The 20,966-nt window shown below is 50.1% G+C and carries 16 protein-coding genes; all 16 read right to left on the bottom strand.

The annotated features are described in order from the left end of the window. Positions 1-314 precede the first annotated feature (314 nt). The 16 genes from AC0YNT_RS10350 to AC0YNT_RS10275 all read right to left on the bottom strand — a co-directional run bounded on the left by AC0YNT_RS10350 (position 315) and on the right by AC0YNT_RS10275 (position 20,925). Positions 315-578 carry a DUF1146 domain-containing protein gene (locus tag AC0YNT_RS10350; RefSeq protein WP_167280976.1) on the bottom strand — a complete coding sequence of 88 codons (264 nt, stop codon included), beginning with the start codon at positions 576-578 and terminating at the stop codon, positions 315-317. Positions 579-623: 45 nt separating this feature from the next. Next, entirely contained in the window at positions 624-3,497 is a 2,874-nt protein-coding gene (locus AC0YNT_RS10345) for a S8 family peptidase (RefSeq protein ID WP_475804481.1), read from the bottom strand. A gap of 1,114 nt (positions 3,498-4,611) precedes the next feature. Then, on the bottom strand, positions 4,612-6,177 hold the full coding sequence (locus AC0YNT_RS10340) for an NADH-quinone oxidoreductase subunit N (protein ID WP_475804480.1): 1,566 nt from the start codon (positions 6,175-6,177) through the stop codon (positions 4,612-4,614). Between the two features lie 3 nt (positions 6,178-6,180). Continuing rightward, positions 6,181-7,812 (bottom strand): complex I subunit 4 family protein, encoded by a 1,632-nt coding sequence (locus tag AC0YNT_RS10335; RefSeq protein WP_475804479.1) that lies wholly within the window; start codon positions 7,810-7,812, stop codon positions 6,181-6,183. Further along, positions 7,813-9,687, bottom strand: coding sequence for an NADH-quinone oxidoreductase subunit L (nuoL, locus tag AC0YNT_RS10330; RefSeq protein ID WP_475804478.1), 1,875 nt, complete (start codon positions 9,685-9,687; stop codon positions 7,813-7,815). Positions 9,688-9,694: 7 nt separating this feature from the next. After that, positions 9,695-9,997 carry an NADH-quinone oxidoreductase subunit NuoK gene (nuoK, locus tag AC0YNT_RS10325; RefSeq protein WP_475804477.1) on the bottom strand — a complete coding sequence of 101 codons (303 nt, stop codon included), beginning with the start codon at positions 9,995-9,997 and terminating at the stop codon, positions 9,695-9,697. Between the two features lie 2 nt (positions 9,998-9,999). Then, the gene (locus AC0YNT_RS10320) at positions 10,000-10,515 is read right to left on the bottom strand and encodes an NADH-quinone oxidoreductase subunit J (protein ID WP_475804476.1); all 516 of its coding nucleotides are present in this window, start codon (positions 10,513-10,515) and stop codon (positions 10,000-10,002) included. Position 10,516: 1 nt separating this feature from the next. Continuing rightward, positions 10,517-10,966: an NADH-quinone oxidoreductase subunit NuoI gene (gene nuoI / locus AC0YNT_RS10315; protein WP_167280983.1), complete on the bottom strand. Its 450-nt coding sequence runs from the start codon at positions 10,964-10,966 to the stop codon at positions 10,517-10,519. Positions 10,967-11,043: 77 nt separating this feature from the next. Then, on the bottom strand, positions 11,044-12,057 hold the full coding sequence (gene nuoH, locus AC0YNT_RS10310) for an NADH-quinone oxidoreductase subunit NuoH (RefSeq protein WP_441895638.1): 1,014 nt from the start codon (positions 12,055-12,057) through the stop codon (positions 11,044-11,046). Further along, positions 12,057-13,157 carry an NADH-quinone oxidoreductase subunit D gene (locus AC0YNT_RS10305; protein ID WP_475804475.1) on the bottom strand — a complete coding sequence of 367 codons (1,101 nt, stop codon included), beginning with the start codon at positions 13,155-13,157 and terminating at the stop codon, positions 12,057-12,059. Before AC0YNT_RS10305 ends, nuoH begins: the two co-directional genes overlap by 1 nt. A gap of 7 nt (positions 13,158-13,164) precedes the next feature. Continuing rightward, positions 13,165-14,187, bottom strand: a complete 1,023-nt coding sequence (locus tag AC0YNT_RS10300; protein ID WP_475804474.1) for an NADH-quinone oxidoreductase subunit C — start codon at positions 14,185-14,187, stop codon at positions 13,165-13,167. Beyond that, positions 14,184-14,702 carry a NuoB/complex I 20 kDa subunit family protein gene (locus tag AC0YNT_RS10295; protein ID WP_091189934.1) on the bottom strand — a complete coding sequence of 173 codons (519 nt, stop codon included), beginning with the start codon at positions 14,700-14,702 and terminating at the stop codon, positions 14,184-14,186. The genes AC0YNT_RS10300 and AC0YNT_RS10295 overlap by 4 nt, the downstream gene beginning before the upstream one ends. Further along, positions 14,687-15,058, bottom strand: a complete 372-nt coding sequence (locus tag AC0YNT_RS10290) for an NADH-quinone oxidoreductase subunit A (RefSeq protein ID WP_167280987.1) — start codon at positions 15,056-15,058, stop codon at positions 14,687-14,689. Before AC0YNT_RS10290 ends, AC0YNT_RS10295 begins: the two co-directional genes overlap by 16 nt. Before the next feature lie 341 nt (positions 15,059-15,399). Further along, positions 15,400-17,622, bottom strand: coding sequence for a methyl-accepting chemotaxis protein (locus tag AC0YNT_RS10285; protein WP_475804473.1), 2,223 nt, complete (start codon positions 17,620-17,622; stop codon positions 15,400-15,402). A 208-nt stretch (positions 17,623-17,830) separates the two neighbouring features. Further along, the gene (gene fhuB, locus AC0YNT_RS10280) at positions 17,831-19,882 is read right to left on the bottom strand and encodes a Fe(3+)-hydroxamate ABC transporter permease FhuB (RefSeq protein ID WP_475804472.1); all 2,052 of its coding nucleotides are present in this window, start codon (positions 19,880-19,882) and stop codon (positions 17,831-17,833) included. Then, entirely contained in the window at positions 19,882-20,925 is a 1,044-nt protein-coding gene (locus tag AC0YNT_RS10275) for an ABC transporter substrate-binding protein (protein WP_475804471.1), read from the bottom strand. Before AC0YNT_RS10275 ends, fhuB begins: the two co-directional genes overlap by 1 nt. Between the last annotated feature and the right edge of the window lie 41 nt (positions 20,926-20,966).

Raw genomic sequence — 20,966 nt, 5'->3', positions numbered from 1 at the left:
TATAGTTCCCTCCGCGAACTGATTTTCTCCGAGCTTTAATTCCAATTTTTGTATAAGAAAATGACAAATTTCATGCTTTATCCAACCTTCATCTTATCATTCATTTACACAAATCGACAAGCGGTAAATTATTACCAGAAAGATCGTTATAAAGCACTACTTTTACCTCTAAACCCGAGCCGAAACACTGTCAAAAGGTATACACCTGGCAATGTTCCCAATCCGAAATTCGGGGCTTTGTATATAGTTATTCGTAGTCTCGTGTCATTTTCATACCGTCCTGTAGTATCCATTGTTGACTTTTTTGGATTATGTTATTCGACAAAATACCGCAAGAGCTTCGTCCAGTTCCAATAATCCAAAATAAAGCCGGCAAAGCCATGTCCTATAACAACGGCGAGTACAACCTGAAACATCCTTGCCTTCGGACTACGCGGAAATTTGAAGAACATATCCAGCTTAATCTCCTGCAAGATAAACCAGACGAACACAATACTGAATAAATTAACTACAATTGAGAATAACGCTAACGTGCCGGTAGCATTCTGAGCGTCACTCACCATTTGATCGATACCCATCTTTCTTACTTTCCCTTCTTCTACATAAATATGGCCGCACCGTAACTATTGTCTATATACCCGATATAAAATCGTTGTAAACTCAGCGCGGCTCGCTTTTTTACCTGGTTCAAAAACATTGTCCCCCGTACCGCTGATTAATCCCTTCTGCTTAAAAGCATTCAGCATCGGAGCCGCCCAATGGGTGCGCCCGACATCTGCAAACGGACTAACTACCGGACGAACCGGCTGCACGCCGTCGGCATTGCCGACGATCAGCGCCATCTCAGCTCTTGTCACTGGCTGTTCCGGACGGAACTTGCCATCTGGGAATCCTTTGATCCACCCCTTCTGCACCGCCTTGGCAACTGCTGCATACGCCCAGTGATCGTAATCCAGATCCTTAAATCGGATGTCGACAGGCATGCCAAAAACAATCGGCTTGTAGGCTTTAATCACCATAGCTACCGCTTCCGCACGTGTAATCGGACGATTAGGTTCGAACTTATAATCTCCGGTTCCACTCACAATCCCGAGCTCACTCATCTCTACAATGGCGTCCTTCGACCAATGGCTGCTAATATCTCGGAAGCCGGCAATAAGCGGGTCAGCTTGGATTTTGATGCGATAATACTGTTTGTCAAAAGCACTGTTCGCCGTCAGCTTTATGTAATATACACCGGGTTGCAAAACTTTGTTCTTCACTAACAGCTTCCCGGTCTGTCCGGTTGACTGAGTAAAGAGCAACTTCTGCTTCTTATCGTATGCTTCCAGCTTCATCATTTTGCCTGTTGGCACATCAAACAAATTCATGTCCACGATACTTGCTGCGTTTAGTCGCAGTTGGAACCAATCCACATCATTCGCACTGCCGATTACTCCTACATATTCTGTGCCTGAGCTTGTCGATAGTGCCTCGTAATATTTATCATTCGGCTCGTTCGGATCTACGTATTTCGGGATGTAGTCCATCTTAAGCGCGTAGGTTCCAATGGTAGGACTGGCCTCTGATGATATCGCATTATGGATACGAATGTAATACTTACCCGGTGATACCGTAAGAACTGGCGACTGTTCTGGCGCCCCTTCCGGCTCCTCGTCATACGACATTAACGTCTGACCGGCCTGTTGAATAGCAAGCTCAGGATCAATCCGCACCGTATTGGTCGACACACGGAGACTAAGCGTGCCGCCTTGTGTGAACGTTACCACATACCAGTCCCGGTCACCCAACTGATGAAAAGAGCCCGTTATCGTCTGGCTGCGAGGCTGAAGGGTATAGGCTTCATAAGATTTGTCATTCGACTCGTAGCTGTCTGGCTTCATACGGAACATGGTCGTCATCAAATACGGGAGCTTTAGATCATTTTCCTTATTCATATATTGAACGAGGATGGTTTGCTTACCCTTTTTCACTGTAAAATCAACCATCCGGCTGCCAAGTCTCATCTCTGTCGATGCCTGCAGCTTGTCGCCGCTATAATGCGATAAACGGATAGGAGGAACAGACGCACCTTCCGGCAATAGCTCCTCAAAATCAATCGTTATCGTCCCGTCGTAGGGAGCATCAAACGTGTACCAGTCATCATCATTACCTCCGGCCAGCATGGCTGAAATCTGCTTGCCTGCCGGGAGCGGTTTGGCGCTTGTGCGGGAGCCGTTTGGCTCGAACCGGTCGGATTTGGCCGTCATAGTGACTGCCTTATCGATCTGCAGGAGGCCATAGCCGGATTTTGTGTCAAAGCCGGCAGGGCCGATGTCTTTGGCACTTTGCCGCAGCAGCTCTCGAACCTGATAAGGGGCTAGCGCTGGATAGCGCGCCCATATTAAAGCAGCCGCTGCCGCAACCTGTGGCGCTGCCATGGACGTTCCATCTTCCTGCTTGTAACGTCCTCCGATGCCGGTAGTATACACATGCCACGGTGCTGCAAGATCAACCTCCGGACCAGGATTGGACCTGGAATCCGGCGTATTATCTTCCTTCACGCCGCCAACTCCAAGTACAGTTGGATAAGCCGCCGGATATTTAACGGCCGCTTTATCCCCTTGTGTGAGTCCATCATTACCCGCGGCGGCAATAAGCAGAACACCTTTGCTTTCGGCGTAATCCACAATGTCCAGCATATAAGGGGAATAACGGTTAAGTCCAACCGACAGGACTACGATCCGGGCACCATTACGGACGGCATACAGTATCGCCTCGCCCAAATCACGCTCTGTCCCATCACCTTGGCTATCAAGTGCTTTGATTGGCATCAGCTTGGCTTCCCAGACGATGCCGCTTACGCCTATCCCATTATTGCCGGAAGCTGCGATAACACCAGCCACACTCGTTCCATGGCCGTTATCATCGTCAGGCGGCTGGTTAGGCTGGACGAGATTCGTTCCAGGAACGAGATTACGCTTCAGGTCAGGGTGGTCGAGATCAATACCTGTATCAACGATGGCAATCGTCAGATCGGTCTGCTTCCGCACGGTCTTCCATGCTTCCAACGCGCCAATCTGCTTCAAGTAGCGCTGCTTGGCAAGCTCCGGATCATCCGCCGCGTAAGGCTCGGCGGATGATAGGATGTGCACCGGCTCATTCGGGTGCACATATTCGACGCCCGGCTCGCTTTGCAGCCGGGCTGCCCATGCGGCAACGTCCGCCCCGCGGTCAGCGGGCTGGACAAGCCAGATCTCCGCCGCCTCGCTCTGGCGGCGGAGTACACGCGTCCCGCGCAGGGCATGTGCCTGCGCGGGCTCGCGCCATTTGAGGAGCCAGCTTTGCGGCTCCTCGTTTGCCCCGGCGGGGGCGGTGGCGGCGGCAGCTATGCTCGCCGCTTTGGCCCCCATCGGGGCAGCGCCTGCAGGGGCGGCGGGTACAATCGCCCCGCAGGCGAGAATCCCCGCGAGGAACAGCGCGGGGAACAACTTGCTGCTGAGCGGAACTTTTCTCATCTGTTTCTGCCTTTATCGATATATTTGTCTCCGCCTCAAATTATACGTATGCTCTTGCCATACGTTTCTATTGGACCGTTTACTAGCCTCTCTTTATCTACTTATACCATTCGATTTCCAGCCCTGTTTCTCCTGTCTCTAGCAAAAGATAATTGCCATATAAACTAGCCATCTCTCATTCGCCAACTACGCTACTCTCAGACTATCGACTGCCCAAAACCTCCATCATTGCTGCTGCCCGACTACCAGCCTCATTCACCCAATTAAATTCTCCCAAACTCCACCGTTCCTGCCCCTTTCCCGCCTCATCCACTCGACTTAAGTCCCCTCAGGGACCTTAACTTCTCTCAAACTAGCTACTCTCTTTCCTTTAAGCTCCCTTAGGGACCTTATCTTCACCAAACTCCACCGTTCCTGCTCTTTCCCGCCTCATCCACTCGACTTAAGCTTCCTCAGGGATCTTAACTTCTCTCAAACTAGCTACTCTCTTTCCTTTAAGCTCCCTTAGGGACCTTAAATCCACCAAACTCTACCGTTCCTGCTCTTTCACGCCTCATCCACCCGACTTAAGATCCCTCAGGGACCTTAACTTCTCTCAAACTAGCTACTCTCTATCCTTTAAGCTCCCTTAGGGACCTTAACTTCACCAAACTCCACCGTTCCTGCCCCTTTCCCGCCTCATCCACTCGACTTAAGCTTCCTCAGGGATCTTAACTTCTCTCAAACTAGCTACTCTCTATCCTTTAAGCTCCCTTAGGGACCTTAAATCAAATGAAACTCTCCCCTAATCCCCCACATTCTGCGCCCGCTCACACCAAATAAGAGCCCACGAGTCCTCTATTCCGCCAAACTACCAGTAACTTTCCCATCCATAAGACCCTCCCAGGGTCTTATGCTCTGCAATACTCCCCAGAATCCTACTCATTCCACGCTTCTCATACCAGTTAAGACCCCACCAGTCCTCTATTACGCCGCATACCCACTAACTTCCCACCTATAAGACCCTCCCAGGGTCTTATGCTCAGCACCACTCCCTCGCTTCCCGTTCCCGCTCCCTCCAGCCAAACAAAAAAAGGCCCAGCGGCCACCAGCCGCTGAACCTCTATCTCAACTCTTATCGTACGAACAAATCGGCTTGGATCGAGAAGACTGTATCGATCCATTTCATCAGTGGTCCCGGCAAGACGCCTAGGGCAACCGTTGCCGCAGCACATATCCAGATAACCACTCCCGTAACGACGGGCACGGTTACGACATCTTCTTCCTCTCCATTTGACCGCATGAACATCTGGCGGATGATTCCGAAGTAGAAGTAGTAAGAGATTACGGTGCTGACAGCCATAATAGCGACCAGCCAGTAAGCCTTCACACTTGCTGCTCCCAGCAAGATGAACAGCTTGCCGAAGAACCCGCCTGTTACAGGCAGTCCCGACAGGGACAGAATGAAGATCAGCATCGCAGCTGCCGTCCATGGCGCCCGGTAATATAAACCGGAGAAGCCTTTCAGCTCTTCATGTCCCGCTGAACGGGCAATTACCGTAACAACCGCAAACGCTCCTACATTCATCAGCAGGTAAGCGACCAGATAGAAGGCAAACTCGGAGAAGTTATTGCTATGTACAATCGTGACTGATATCGCAATCGGTACAAGCAAGTAACCTGCATTTGCTACACCTGATAACGCGAGAAGACGTTTCGCCTGCTTTTGCCTTAAAGCCGAGACCGTACCGATCAGCATAGCTGCGGCCGCAATCACCAGTAAGGCGAAAAAGACATCATCACCCACCTGATCCTTAGAGCCACCTGAGAGGAAAAACGCGCTGCTGTACAAGAAGCGGAATACCGCTGCCAGCGCTGCCCCTTTCGCGATAACCGCGAGGAAAGCAGAGATTGGCGTTGGTGCCCCTTGATACACATCTGGTGCCCAAGCGTGAAACGGTGCAGCGGCGATTTTGATCCCGAAGCCTGCAATCAGGAAGAAGAAGCCGACATATACAAGTGCCTTATAATCGGTAAAAGCTTGCGGAAGTGCCGAAGGGAAGTCGGCCAGGCTGACCGAGCCGGTAACACCATACAGATATGACATTCCGAACAGGACAAAGGCCGAAGCAATACCGCCGGTCACGACATATTTAAATGCTGCCTCTGCCGACAAGGTTGATCCCTTCCGTAAACCAACTAGCACATAGCTTGTAATACTGAGCAGCTCCAGACCAATATACAGCGTGACCAAATTGCCGGAGGAAGCCATAATCATCGCACCTGCCGTTGCCGGCAGCAGCAAATAATAAAACTCGGCTTTATCTGTTACCGCTTCATCCTTCTGCGTCGAGCCAAGCGCCATCAGAACAATCAAGGACGTACCAATAAGGAAAATAATTTTCAATAGATTGCCGTAATCATCCACAAGGTAGCTGGCACCAAGCAAGGAGATCGCTTGACCGGCCTGCGCAGCCTCCTCAGCAGACACTCCCGAAGGATTCATATCCATCATCCGCCAGATTACAAAACCTAAGGATAACAGCAGGCCTCCCAGCGACAACCAGCCAATAATCGATCGGTTCACCCGCTGCGGCAGAAGTAAGTCCGTAACGATCAGAACAAGAAACACGGCGGCAAGGATAAGCTCAGGAGCGAGATACAGCGTATCATGCCAAGTCAGCGGTATAAATTCGTTCATCGCTTATCCCCCCACCCTACTCGAAAATAACGGTTTGAAAATGCCTTCAACGCTATATTGCAGCGTATCCGTCAGTACGGATGGGAAACAGCCAAGAAGCAGGATAAACGCCAGCAGCACAATCATCGGCAAAGCTTCAATTAGCCTTGCGTCTTTTACCGCCAGATATCGCTCATCAATAGGGCCAAAAGTCGTCTTCATGACTGCCCGCAACATATAAATGGCTGTCAGGATGACACCAAGGACAGAGAATCCGGCAATCCATGGATGAGTATCAAATAACCCAAGCAGAGAGAGAAATTCTCCTACGAAGCCTGACATCCCTGGTAATCCTAAGGAAGCAAGACCTCCTGCAAGCAGGATCCCCGAGATAAAAGGCATCGAACGTGCGAGCCCGCCAAGCTCGGATAACGTCGTTGTCTTCGTTCGCTCATACAGACTACCAACAATTAAGAAGAGCAGTGCCGAGATCAAACCATGCGATACTAGCTGGAATATGGCGCCCTGTAAGCCAATCTCATTAAAAGCAGCAAGCCCCAGCAACACAATCCCCATATGGCTGATCGACGAGTATGCGAGTACTAGCTTAAGCTCCGTCTGACGGAAAGCGACCAGCGCCCCGTACAGCAGATTAGCTAAACCTAGTGATGCCAGTACAACGGCCCAATCCTTGGCCTGTTCAGGGAATAAGACGATCCCGAAGCGGATCAAGCCGTATGCCCCCATTTTCAGCAGGATGCCCGAGTGTATCATTACAATCGCCGGATGCGCTTCACTATGGACCTTCAGCATCCAGGTGTGGAACGGCAGAATCGGAAGCTTGATCCCAAACGCCACAACAAGCAGCAGGAAAATGACCGTCTGCATCGTATCCGACATATGGAACGGATTCATTCCTCCAACCTGGTCGGGAGCAAGATTCACCCAAGCTGACGGGTCCGTCAGATTACGGAAGATATCCGCGTAGCTGCCGCTGTATACAAAGGACGAGGTTTCCTGATCAATATGGAAGCCTGCCGTATTCACAAGAAGAACAAAAGCAATTAGCATAATAGCAGAGCCAAGACCGTTATAAATGACGAACTGATTCGCAGCTCGCTCCCGGTTAAAATAGCCCCATATCCCAATCAAGAAGTACATCGCAATAAGTGTGATTTCGAAGAAAATAAAGAATAAGAACAGATCCCGTGCCATAAATACGCCTAGCACACCAGTCTCAAGAAGCAGGAACCAGGCGTAAAACGCCTTCCATCGCTTTTTCACATGAATGGAGGCAAACGCAGCCATCGCGGTGATCAACGTCGTCAATAGAATAAGCGGAAGAGATAGACCATCAATGCCAACATCATATTGGAACGTTAACGTATAACTGGTCACTCCGTTAGAGGCTTGTGTCTCCTTGTTAAGCGGAACCTCCACCCACGCATTTTGTTCCCCGTACGCACTTCCGCCCTGGTGCTTGTCATAATCGGCATAAAGCCATAACGACAGCACAAGCGGTATAAGTGTTGCGATAATGGCAGTCGTCTGCAGCCATCGGTTACGATGCTTTGGCAGCAGAAGCACGACTAGAAGACCGATAAGCGGAGTAACCAGAATAATCGATAAAATCGGAAGATCGGTCAGGTCAGTCATTTACCAAAACCTCCTTCCAACTATAGCGACGATAATGACGACAAGTCCAATCATGGCCGTCAAGCCGTAGGTTTGCGTCTGGCCGTTATTCAATCTGTTCAGCATCCGACTGCCCGCTCCTGCCGCAAGGCCAATAAACCTTACCGCTCCCCCGATGACGTATTCATCAATGGCATTCAACCCTTTGCCAAGACCTCGCACTGGCTTCACAATCGCGACAGCATAAAATTCATTAATGTAATACTGCTTCTCCAGCACATTAGCCAGCCAAGGCATTCGTGCCGAAGCCGCACCGCGTTCGATACTGCTCTTCCCGTACATGAGCCAGCCGATATAAATACCAAGCACACCTACAGCTATAGAAGCTACAATTGCTGCCCCGCTGGTATGAGCTTCTTCTGCTCCTCCGGTCAGCCATCTGCCAAGCCATCCGTTCCACGGCGTCTCAACAAACCCGACACCAACCGATAAGACAGCAAGCACAAGAAGTGGAATCGTCATGACCTTAGAGGATTCCTTCACCTCAACCGAATGTGGTAAGCGGGATTTGCCTGTAAATACGATGAAGAATAACCTCGACATATAAAGCGCCGTGCAGAAGGCCGCCGTCAATCCAACGGCGAATAAGAATGGATTCTCATCCAAAGCGGACGCCAGAATTGCATCCTTCGACCAAAAGCCAGAGAATGGCGGAATACCTGACAAGGATAAGGCACCTATCGCAAACGTCCATGTTGTCACTCGCATTTTGGAGCTAAGGCCGCCCATCTCATGAATGTTCTGTGTATGAACTGCATGAATGACGCTGCCTGCTGCAAGGAAGAGAAGAGCCTTGAAGAAAGCGTGCGTGAACAGGTGGAAAATGCCTCCTGTCATCGAACCAAGTCCCATCGCCATAACCATGTAACCAAGCTGGCTGATTGTGGAGTAGGCTAGAATTCGCTTTATATCCTTCTGCGCGATAGCGACCGTTGCAGCAAATATCGCTGTAAATCCACCGAAGTAAGCTACCGTATGCATCGCTGCCGCCGAAGCTTCGAAAATATCAAACGTTCTAGCAAGCAGGAACACGCCAGCTGCTACCATCGTTGCGGCATGGATCAAGGCGCTGATAGGCGTTGGCCCTTCCATCGCATCCGGCAGCCACACATGAAGTGGAAACTGACCTGATTTGCCGATCACACCCATGAAGAGAAGCAGAGCAATCGAGGTAGTAATGCTCATCGTAATCGCACCAGACTGCCCTTCATTAAACACGTTATGTATGTTGCTGAAATCCAGCGCATGGCCGGGCATATACCAGAACAGCACGATAATGCCCAGCAATAGACCGGCGTCGCCAATTCTGGTTACGATAAAGGCTTTTTTCGCAGCTGCGCGGGCTGCAGGTTTGGCATACCAGAAGCCAACTAGTAAGAAGGAACATACGCCAACAAGCTCCCAGAAAATATAGAAGGTCAGCATATTATCGGACAGCACCAGACCTAGCATTGCAAAGGTAAAGAGCGCCACATAACCATAAAAGACGGTAATCCGCTCATCTTTTTTCATGTAGCCTGCCGAATACACATTCACTAGAAAACTGACTACCGTAACAATGACGAGCATTAGAGCGTTCAGATTGGTCACTTCGAAGCCAATTCGGAACGTCACGTCGCCAAAATCAATCCATTTGAAGCTATTGCTATAATCCACGGCATCCGAGCCCAGCCTCTCGAAAAACACGAGAAGCGACATCACAAGCGCAGCAAGCGAGCCAATCGATCCGATCAGCACGCCTGCTTTCCGATAACTTCGGCCTAGAGCCGTCAATAAGAGGAATGCCGCGAGCGGGAAGAGTGGAATCAGCCAAGCCGTTTGTGTAAAGTGATCCACGGGTGCATTACCTCCTCATCTCGTCGAATTCATCCATATTGACTGTTCCCCTTGCACGGAATAGGGCGATCAGCACAGCTACCCCAACCGCGGCTTCCGCAGCGGCGACCGTAATCGTAAACAAAGCAAACACTTGACCGGTCAGCGAAGGAACAACACCATATTTAGAAAAGGCGACCAAATTCAGATTAACTGCGTTCAGCATAAGTTCAATTGATAACAAGACAATAACGGCATTCCGTTTCACGAGCGCTCCATAAAGCCCGATACAAAACAGGATCGCTGCCATCGTCAGATAGGATGGAAGCATCGTTAATCAGCTCCCTTCTTCGCAAGTGCGATAGCACCGATAAAAGCGACCGTCAGCAGTACAGACAACAGCTCGAACGGTACGACATAACCGGTATATAACAACTCTCCGATACTAAACGTATTATCTTCTACCCCTTTAAGCGGCTGCACATCTGGGAAAGTCGTCGTCCGGATCGCATAAAACAGGATTCCGAACAGACAAAGCGCCGCAACCACTGCAAGCGTCTCATGGAGCGGCTTTACTGGATCCGCCTTCACAGCCTGATGATTCGTCATCATAATGCCGAATATCATCAGAATGGACACCGCCCCCGCGTAGATGAGCACTTGGACAAAAGCGACGAACTCCGCGTCCAGAAGGACGAACAACCCAGCAAGGCCAAGGAACACCCCTGCCATGGAGATGACCATATGCACTACCTTTTGCAGGCTCACCATAAGAACCGCTCCAATGATCATAATTGCCGAGAAGATAAAAAAGGCTGCAAACTCGCCATTAAAATCAATATTGAACAAATTATTTGGCGCCTCCTTTCGCAGGAGCTCCGATGTTATTATTGTCCTGACGTACAAGCGTGTTATTATCGGTCAGCCACTGCACATCCTTGAACAGATCATCCCGGCTGAAGGCTGACAATTCGAAATGATTGGTCATCACAATCGCTTCCGTCGGACATACCTCGGTGCATAAATCACATAAGATGCAAATTTCAAAATTAATATCAAACGTGTCGATCACTTTTACTTTTTTGGTCGGATCGGGATTTGGTTTGCCCGTCAGTGTAATACAGTCCGTTGGACAGATTCTTGCGCACTGGTTGCAGACGATACAGAGGTCCGGAATAAAATGTTGAATGCCCCGGAACCGGTCCGGCATGAGAATTGGCTCGTCGGGATAAGAAGTCGTCACTTTTTTCGATACCATTGATTTGAGCGTCACGCCAAGCCCTTGCACAAGTCCATTCATGGCCGAGTCCTCCTAAAAAGAATTGCGGAACAAAGTGGAGCAATTCTTGCTTCGTAAGCATTAACTTAAAGAATTGTCTACTTAACGAACAGCTCCAGATACCCCGCCGTAAGAAACACGTTTAATAAAGATACAGGCAGCAGCACCTTCCACCCCAGCCCCATCAGCTGATCGACGCGAATACGAGGGAAGGTCGCTCTGATCCAAAATAAGAAAAAGACGATAAAGGCGAATTTGAGCAGGAACCAGATAATGCCCGGTACAAAATCAAGGAACGGCGCCGGCGCATGCCAGCCACCAAGGAACAATACAGTCGTTAACGCAGCGATGGCGTACACGTATACATACTCCGACAGCATAAAGAACGCAAAGCGGAAGCCGCTGTACTCGACATGATAACCGGCAACCAGCTCCGACTCCGCCTCTGGCAGGTCAAACGGTGTACGATTTAGCTCAGATACAGCCGCAATGAGAAAGACAACAAAACCAATAATTTGCGGCAGGAAGTTCCAGTCCCAGAACCAGCCGCCAGCCTGCGCATCTACGATATCCCTTAAGTTAAGGCTTCCACTAAGCAGTATAACGCCAACTACCGAGATCACAAGCGGAACTTCATAACTGATCATCTGCGCCGCTGAACGCATGCCTCCAAGAAGTGCGTACTTATTGTTGGATGCCCAGCCGCCAAGAACGATGGCAAGCGTCGAGATGCCAGATAGTGCCGCATAATATAGCAGGCCGACATTCAGATCTGCAAAATACAGCTTTTCTGTATAAGGAATAACCGCCAATACCGTAAATGCAGGAACATAGCAGAGAATAGGGGCTAGGACGAATAGGAGGCGGTCAGCTTTACGCGGAATCGTGTCTTCCTTAATTAGCAGCTTGAATATATCCGCTACCGTTTGGAGCATGCCCAGAGGACCAACCCGGTTTGGGCCGATCCTAAGCTGCATCCAGCCGATAACCTTCCGTTCGAAATAAATGGCATACGTCACGAAGCCAAGTACAACGAACAGGAATACGACAGCCCATAGAAAAATAATAACCGCATCGCTCCAGGTGAGTGAATCATGCAGCCATGCTCCCATCAGCAATCGACCTCCCCGACCACAATGTCGACGCCGCCGAGTATCGTAATCAGGTTTGTCATCGTTTCACCAACCAGGAGCTTAGGCAGAATCTGCAGATTAACGAATGACGGCCTGCGGAATTTCAGACGGTAAGGCTCTGCTTTTCCTTTCGAGACGATATGGCAGCCAATCTCACCACGTGGTGATTCAATCCGAACATACACCTCTCCTGCCGGAGGACGAATGGCGCGTGGTACTTTCCCCATCGTTTCTCCGCCTGAAGGCATTTGCTCAAGCGCCTGCTCGAGAATGCGCAGGCTTTGCCTGATCTCTTCCAGCCGAATAACATAACGGTCGTAGCAGTCGCCGTTCTTGCCGAGCGGTACATCAAATTCGAAACGGTTATATAAGCTGTACGGCTCCGCCTTACGCAGATCCCAGTCTACACCGGTACAACGAAGGTTCGCGCCGGACAGTCCATAATCAATGGCTGTTGCCGCATCATATCGGCCAATTCCCTTGATCCGTGCGAGGAAAATCTCGTTGCCGCTTACCAGCTTGTCGTATTCCCGCAGTTTGCCTTTCATGTATGGGATGAAATCCCGTACTTTATCGAGCCAGCCCGGAGGTGCATCCCACTTTACCCCGCCGACACGCATGTAGTTGTAAGTTAATCTTGCGCCGCTGAGCTCATTGAAGAGATTAATGATAATTTCACGATCGCGGAAAGCATACAGGAACGGACTCATCGCACCAATGTCGAGCAGGTAAGTTCCCCACCAGACAAGGTGGCTGGCTATTCGTTGCAGCTCCATTACAATGAGGCGCATAAATTCCGCACGCTCAGGAATCTCCAGATTCATCATCGTCTCCACTGCATGAACGAGTACATAATTATTCGTCATGGCAGAGACATAATCCATCCGGTCGGTATAAGGGATAATCTGCGTATAGTTCAGTTGCTCGGCAAGCTTCTCGGTTCCACGATGCAAATAACCCATTACCGGCGTTGCTTCCGTGATGACTTCTCCATCCAGTTTGACTACGATACGGAATACGCCATGCGTGCTGGGATGTTGAGGACCGACATTCAACAGCAGTTCTTCGGTACGAATCACGCTTCAGCTACACCTCCGAATCGAGCGGCTCATAATCTTTGCGCAGCGGGTGTCCGACCCAGTCGTCAGACATCATAATACGGCGCAGATCGGGATGGCCCGGGAAAGTTACTCCGAGCAAATCATAAATTTCGCGTTCATTCCAATTAGCCGTCGCCCAGACCGGCGTCGCGGAAGCAACAACAGGAGCGCTGCGATCCGCCTTTATCTTTACAGCCAGCTCACGCCGGCTTTCCAGATCAACCAGATGATAGACAACCTCCAGATGCGTTTCATAATCAACACCAGAGACATTCCGCAGATAGGTAAAATGCAGCTCTTCATGCTGCTTCAACTGTACAGCCGTAGCGAGCCAATGCTCATTCTTCACAATGAAAGTAGGCATATGCCCATTCATCTCATTGATGTAAGCATCCTCCAGCGCTTCCTCATGCACGAGACTGCGAATCAACTGGGCAGCCGCATCAAGCTGCGGCTGCTTTGGCGACGGTGGCGGCGGCTCAGCCACTTCTCCCGCTGGCGCGCCTCCTGCATTAGCGGCTTCCTTCGCTGCCGCTCTTGCCGCTCGTGCTTCCGCAGCAGCTTTCAGCTTCGCTTCCTTCTCAGGATCTACCGCCGCGTCCCCCGCTGATTCGCCGCCTGCATTAGCGGCTTCCTTCGCTGCCGCTCTAGCTGCCCGCGCTTCCGCTGCGGCCTTCAGCTTCGCTTCCTTCTCAGGATCTACTGCCGCTTCTCCCGCTGGCGTGCCGCCTGCGTTCGTAGCTTCCTTCGCTGCGGCTCTTGCCGCTCGCGCTTCCGCCGCGGCTTTCAGCTTCGCTTCCCGCTCCGGATCTGCGGCTGCTTCCGGCGTGCTCGCCATGGATGGCTCATTATCGCCTGCTGCTGCAGGTTCCTTCTCCAGCGTTGCGCCGCCCGCCGAGACGACGGTATCCTCTTCTGAAGCCGGCGACTCTACTGGCGTTTCCTTTGAACTGGAAGCCTCTTTCGCCGCCTCTTCACCCTGCTTCTCTTCGTCCTTCTCCTCACTCATCGCTCCGTCACCCGCTTCCCGGTTTTCGCCTCGTAACGGATTTTTTCTTGCAGCTTGTTAATGCCGTAGATCAGCGCCGCCGGATTAGGCGGACAGCCTGGTATGTACACATCCACAGGAACGATCTGGTCGACGCCCTTCATGACTGCATAAGACTTGATGTAAGGACCACCTGCGGTTGCACAGGAGCCCATCGCAATAACCCATTTGGGTTCAGGCATCTGGTCGTATAAACGACGCAACAGCGGACCCATTTTTTTCGTAACTGTGCCCGCTACAATCATAACATCGGACTGGCGAGGAGAGGTTCGGAACATGACTCCAAACCGGTCAAGATCGTAATGGGAGGCTCCGGTTCCCATCATTTCAATAGCGCAGCAGGCCAGACCAAAGGTCAGCGGCCAAAGTGAATTGCTTCGTGCCCAAGCCTTTAATTGCTCCAGTGTTCCCATAAATACATTGCGTTCTAATTCTTTGCGTTCTTCCAACGATATCGACTCTAAACTGAATTCCATTTCAGCACCTTCTTTTTCCAGGCATAGAGGAGTCCGATAAACAGCATTGCCGCAAAAATGAACATCTCAACTAGCACAAAAAGGCCGAGCTTATTATACGCAACGGCCCAAGGATATAAGAAAACGGTTTCCACATCAAAGATGACAAACATTAGTGCAAACATGTAATACCGAATGTTAAAACGCACTTGACCTTCGCCAACCGGCTCATTGCCGCTCTCGTAGGTTGTTCGCTTCGGATCATTCGGTTTATGCGGTCTGAGCAGTCTTCCGACGGTCAGTGCCACTGCCGGGAGTAAGATGCCCAGCAAAATAAAAATAGCCACGACGACATACTGGTTGACGTAATTGTCCACACCATAACCTCCGTCAAAGCGGACCAGCCGCTTGGTCAATTTTCCTCACAATTATAACAAATGCTTCCACAGTAGTCTATGACAGAGTTGTTCGATTCCATGACCATAAAAATCGGACAAGCCAGTAATGGCGCGGTTTTTGGCGAATCAGCAGATGATCTCAGTCACTCTGGACGACTCAATTCCGGCCTATAGCCACGTCTGCTCTACGAAATAGCTTAACGATGTCCCACATTGTTAAGTCATTACCTTCATCCCCTTTTCCTGCCCCTCACCCGCATAGCAAAAACCGCCCAAAGGATACTTACGCATCCTTTGGGCGGTTAATTCTCGCTACAGCTCTATCTCAATCTGGAATCAGTCAGCTTGAACTGGCCAACCAGCTGCTGCAGGAACTTCGTGATGGACTCTACACCTTCTGAGGTTTGGCGCACGCTGTCCATTTCTCCGATCAGCTCCTGCACCTTGCCTTCAACGTCAGAGGAGACTTTGCCGTTCTCCAAGCTTACGAGTGCAATACGCTCCATCAGCTTCACGACTTCGTCTACGACCTGCGATTTCCGGCTGTCTTCGCTTTGCGCCGTCTGCAGCGTGCTGGCTGCAGCAGCTACCAGCTGTGTGCCTTCCTCGACAACCTGTGTCCCTTCGTCCATCGAGGTATAAGCCTGCTTCGCTTCTTCGTAGATCTGATGAGTAATTTGATGAACTTCCTCTGTTGAGCGGCGGGTCATATCCGCAAGCTTACGGATTTCCGAAGCGACGACTGCAAAGCCTCGCCCTTGCTCACCTACACGTGCTGCTTCTATCGATGCATTAAGTGCCAGCAAATTTGTCTGCGCGGATATTTCCTCGATCACCTGCAGCACGCCGCGGATCTCATCAACCGTATGCATAAATCTTCTGATCGTATCGTTCGTATCTCCAACTTTGGTGGAGATATGCTGCATTTTATCACCAATCCGGTCAACCTCTGATTGTGCTACTGCTATTTGCTCAGCTGCCTGCAGCTCCAATAAACGAAGGGTATCCCGCATCTCATCCGCTGACTGTTTGGCCATATCAATGTCCTTGAGCTGATGGCGGATACTTCCGATCATATCTCCAATCTTCCGGCTGACACGTTCGGTAGATTTCGCAGTTACGGCTGCCGACTCATTCATCACATGCTGGCTCGAGAGCACATCAGAAGCCGCTAACTTTACCTTCAGCATGATGCCTTCCAGGGAATCGATCATATTGTTAATCCACTTGGCGAGTTCTCTTGTCTCATCGTTATCGAATTTGGCAGGCTCCAAACGCTGCGTCAAATCGCCCTTACCCTCGGCATTAATACGGATGAACCGATTAATACGACGTAAATTGCGGACAACCCGGCGAGATTCCTTACGCTGCAGCGCACCTGCGAATAGCTGCCCAAACAACAGTGTCCATACACCCGTCGCCGCCGCGGTCACCCACACCGGAGCTTGTCCCGCAAGGACCGCTACCAGAACAGTTGTCAGCACAGCTTGTATGAGGGTCTGCCACAACTGCAGCTTGCTAAGACGCCATCTGATGCTTCGAATTCGATATACCTCTTCAAGGTCACCTTCGCACATCATTCCCCATACATCCGGGCAATGCGGAAGCTGTAAGGTAACCCCTTTCCCGATAACCGCGATATGCCGATAATCAGAATAACCAGGAAATTCAACGAACAAATTGCTGCCGTTGTCGATCGTATTCCGTACACCTGGATGAAGCTCATCTGTCGCAGGATCCGTGAACACAATCTCAAGCTCCGTATGCTCCTTGATGGATACGATACCCCAGTCTGTTGTAACCCCGTCCTTTAAGTTCTCACCATGCGTAAACGTCCGATCCTCAAAACGGCTGCGCGATAATGCTGTACCCAGCGCAATCTGCTGATTCAAATGCGGCTTCGCCATAAACAGATAATTATCACCCGAGTCCGAGTAGACATGCCCCGATTCCCGTTGTATCAGATCACCAAGCACATCGTTTGGCACACGTCCGCAGAGAGCACCTGCATACTGTCCATTGATGACTAGTGGGTAGATGAACAGAAGTGTCATTTTATCGTGAAAAGAGGACGATCTTGGGCCAAGCTTTAACGTGACCGGATCGCCAAATGGTCCAAACAAGCAAGGACGCGGCGCACCGTCCGCTCTTACATAGGTAAGCCCCGGAGCCAAAATACTGCCGCCGCTATAACTCGTCCCTCTATGTTTCTCATAAGTAGATACTTCAACCTGCCCGCCCTCATCAAGGAGGAATAATTCCGTCCAATCATTCCCTCGTGCGTATGTACGTTCTAGTAATCTGCCAATCTGTAGTCTATATTCCTCTTTACGACCAAGTTGGCCTGGCGCAGCAACAGCTTCCACCTGCTCTGCAAGGCGCTCCAAATGGCCCCAATATTCATGAGCCCAAGAAGTTAACAACTCCTTGCGCGTCTCTGCAATTCCTTCAAAAATCTGTTCAACGTCTTTCTTCATCCCGCGATTCAAACGCCATGACACCCAAAGCGGCAGTCCTTTTTTCGTACCAAGCCAGTCGAACATGATACATCCCCCATATCCTGGTCATCTAGTAGTTATGTCATATATACTAACATAAGATTTGAGAATATTTGATAGATATGTAAGGTATTTTTCGTCGTTTTGTATAATTTTTTAAAGAATCTTGTTACAAAAGCACTAATTCCCACGAAAAAAGGCTGTCTTTAGGCTTAAAAACCGAACCTTGAGACAGCCTTCCTGCCATATGTTTCTATTTTTTACCAGAACGATACATCAACCACATGAAATAAGGAGCACCAATAACGGCTGCAACAAGTCCCGATGGCAGTTCTTTAGGTGCAAGCAGCGATCGGCCAACCGTATCGGCTAAGACAAGAAGCAGTGCTCCAAGCAATGCCGTCAGAGGTACCAGCTTGCGATACTTCGGGCCAACCAGCATACGAGTCATATGCGGAGCAATTAGACCGATAAAACCAATTGAACCAACCGTTGCAACAGCAGCGGCAGCCATCGCAACCCCTACTCCACCAATAACGAGACGAGTCCGGTCAACCCGTAGCCCCAGATTCGTTACGGTAGCATCGGAAAATTGAAGCACATCTACTTTCCGGGCAAGATACCAGGCGATCGGTAGAAGAACGATTGGCCAGAAAACAAGCTGCCAGAAATCATCCCAGTTACGTGCATAGGTCGTACCCGACAGCCATATAAGTGCGGATGCCAGCGTTAGTTTCATACGGATAACGAGCACCTGTACAACGGCACTGGCCATAGATGAGACGGCTAGACCAATTAAAGCTACAACAGAAGGGTTGAAGGAGCTTTTCCTTCCCAAGAAAAACACAATAACTGCCGCGCCAACCGCACCAATAAACGCACCTGCTGGCAGCCACTGTACCGAAATTTGTGTAAACACCGCAAGCATCAGCATCGCACCAACACTTGCCCCGCCTGTCACCCCGATAATCGATGGATCAGCAAGCGGGTTACGAACAACGCCCTGCAGCAGTAGTCCGCTGACCGCAAGTGTAGCACCTGCTAGAGCAGCGACGAGTGTACGCGGTATTCTCATCTCTACGATCCGCTGCGTACTATATGCCCCATGACCAAACAAAGCGTTAATCACATCTGACACCGGAATGCGAAGACTTCCGAAAGCAAGACTGACAATAAGGCTGGCAACGAGCAGTACTGAGAAAATAACTGCCCACCATCCAAACGACAGCTTAGATGGCGACCTTCCTGGAGAGCTGCCCGTTTGAGGAGCCCCTTCCTTACGCGCCTTTACGGTACGCAAAACAAGATAAGCAAGCCACGGCCCACCAATCAATGCCGTTACGGCACCGGCAGGCAGCGGACCTAGTGAATATTTGAAATGCATCGCGATGGCATCCGAGCCAATAACGATGATCGCTCCCCATAGAAATGATAGAGGCAGCAGTACCACATATCGTTTGGCCCCAAGCATCCGCATCAGATGTGGAGCAATCAAGCCTACGAAGCCAATTGGCCCCACGACACTGACAGCCGCCGCCGCTAGCAGAACGCCAATTGCGAGACCAATAAGGCGTATGCGGCCAACTTTTTGACCAAGGGAAGTGACAGTATCCTCATCAAGCTCCATGAGATCCCACTTGCCTGCCATGAGTACCGCGATAAGAAAACAACCAATAATCCATGGCCAAGCATGCTGAACACCGTTCCAGTCATTTTGCACAAGTGAGCCTGAGCCCCACATGAACAAGCCTTGTGTCTTTTGTTCATTGAATAACTGAAGTACACCGGTAAAGGCTGCTGCTGTCATCGTAACAATCATCCCAGACAAAGCCAGTCTGACAGGTGAAGCCTTGGCTCCCCCCGCCATAACAAACGCTGAGCCGGCAGCAATGATAGCTCCTGCAAAAGTAAGGACCAAAGGATACCCCATTGCTAAGCCCGGGAACAATATCGTCCCCGCTGTCAGTGCCAGGAAAGCCCCCGCATTAATACCAAGCGTGCCTGCAGAAGCCAGCGGATTACGGGTAACATTTTGAAATAGTGCTCCAGCTACAGCGAGTGCACCCCCTGTTAGGATACCAATTACGGTACGCGGGAGTCTTACCGTCCATAAAATTTGATGCTCAAGCACGGGGTTGGCTTCAAAGATCGCGCGCCATACCGTTTTCACCGGCATAGCCGCTTCCCCAAGGGTCAAGTGGTAAGAGGCCAAAGCAAGGAGCAGCAGAAGACCCGCCGCTGATAACAGCAGCGGGCTCCAGTTGCCCTTACTTGTTTGCTTCGTTATTTGAAGGTTTGATTTCATTAGCCAAGAGCTTCAATCGTGCGTTCGACGAGCAGTTTTGCAGACAATGGTCCGCCAAACGGCCAGATGCCTTTCATGTCATACACACGGTTTTCTTTTGCAAAATTCAGGTTCTTATAGACTTCGTTGTTAGGAAGCAGTTCGCTGAAGATAGTGTCCGTTGCGCTAGTTGTATAAAGTACGCTCGCATCAGGCGTTTTGGTCAGTCCTTCAATATCGGTCTCCGAGTAGCCATATTGTTGGAATGTGCTGTCCTTATGAGCATTCTTCAGTCCTACTTTATCCAAGATAGCCATCGCCATTGAGTTGTCAGTGAACAAGCGGAACATGCCAACGCCTTCATTCGTCCAAGCTTGTGTGAAGAGAACCTCTTGGCCTTCTTTCCCTGCACTTGCAAGTTTCGCTTTCGAATCATCATAGAAAGTATGCAGATCAGCCAGTACTTTCTCGCCTTCTGCTTTTTTACCAACAGCATCAGCAATAGCGGAGAAGGTTTGCTCCATTTCACTGTACTGATCAAGTCCACCCTCTTCAGGGTAAGGGTTGAAAATCAATGTTGGTGCAATAGCGGACAGTTGATCATAGATCGCTTCATGACGGAAGCTAACACCAATGATCAAATCTGGATCAAGACTAGTAATCGTCTCAATGCTAGGCTCTTGGCGTGTACCAACGTCTACGACAGTAGCATCCAGCTTTGGATCAATAGCTCCGTACCATTCTCCGTAGCCTTTTACATCAGCAACACCTGTTGGCTGCACGCCAAGTGCGATCAGATCTTCTGCATATGTCCATTCAAGAACAACCACTTTCTTAGGTGTTCCTGTAATTTTTGTTTCACCAAGTGCATGTTTAATTGTACGTTCTGCTGTTTCATCAGTGGCCGTTCCCGTATTTGCATTTGAATTCGTATTAGTACTTGCTTCCGTACCTTGCTTATTGTTACCCGAAGCATTATTGTTCGAGTTGCTTCCGCCTCCACATGCAGCGAGGAATACCATCATTGCTGCAAGAACCAAACCTACCCATTTCATTTGTTTCATTTCTCTAAACCCCCATATAATGATTATCATTCTCAATAACT

This window comes from Paenibacillus sp. J22R56, assembly GCF_056269375.1.
Note: the sequence above shows the minus strand (reverse complement) of the source record. Positions and strands in the feature narration are given on the sequence as shown.

Excerpts from the sequence above, each read along its gene's own strand:
- AC0YNT_RS10350 (WP_167280976.1), bottom strand. The coding sequence starts at position 578 with ATGGGTATCGATCAAATGGTGAGTGACGCTCAGAATGCTACCGGCACG.
- AC0YNT_RS10345 (WP_475804481.1), bottom strand. The coding sequence starts at position 3,497 with ATGAGAAAAGTTCCGCTCAGCAGCAAGTTGTTCCCCGCGCTGTTCCTC.
- AC0YNT_RS10340 (WP_475804480.1), bottom strand. The coding sequence starts at position 6,177 with ATGAACGAATTTATACCGCTGACTTGGCATGATACGCTGTATCTCGCT.
- AC0YNT_RS10335 (WP_475804479.1), bottom strand. The coding sequence starts at position 7,812 with ATGACTGACCTGACCGATCTTCCGATTTTATCGATTATTCTGGTTACT.
- nuoK (WP_475804477.1), bottom strand. The coding sequence starts at position 9,997 with ATGCTTCCATCCTATCTGACGATGGCAGCGATCCTGTTTTGTATCGGG.
- nuoI (WP_167280983.1), bottom strand. The coding sequence starts at position 10,966 with ATGAATGGACTTGTGCAAGGGCTTGGCGTGACGCTCAAATCAATGGTA.
- nuoH (WP_441895638.1), bottom strand. The coding sequence starts at position 12,057 with ATGGGAGCATGGCTGCATGATTCACTCACCTGGAGCGATGCGGTTATT.
- AC0YNT_RS10300 (WP_475804474.1), bottom strand. The coding sequence starts at position 14,187 with ATGAGTGAGGAGAAGGACGAAGAGAAGCAGGGTGAAGAGGCGGCGAAA.
- AC0YNT_RS10295 (WP_091189934.1), bottom strand. The coding sequence starts at position 14,702 with ATGGAATTCAGTTTAGAGTCGATATCGTTGGAAGAACGCAAAGAATTA.
- AC0YNT_RS10285 (WP_475804473.1), bottom strand. The coding sequence starts at position 17,622 with ATGTTCGACTGGCTTGGTACGAAAAAAGGACTGCCGCTTTGGGTGTCA.
- fhuB (WP_475804472.1), bottom strand. The coding sequence starts at position 19,882 with ATGAAATCAAACCTTCAAATAACGAAGCAAACAAGTAAGGGCAACTGG.
- AC0YNT_RS10275 (WP_475804471.1), bottom strand. The coding sequence starts at position 20,925 with ATGAAACAAATGAAATGGGTAGGTTTGGTTCTTGCAGCAATGATGGTA.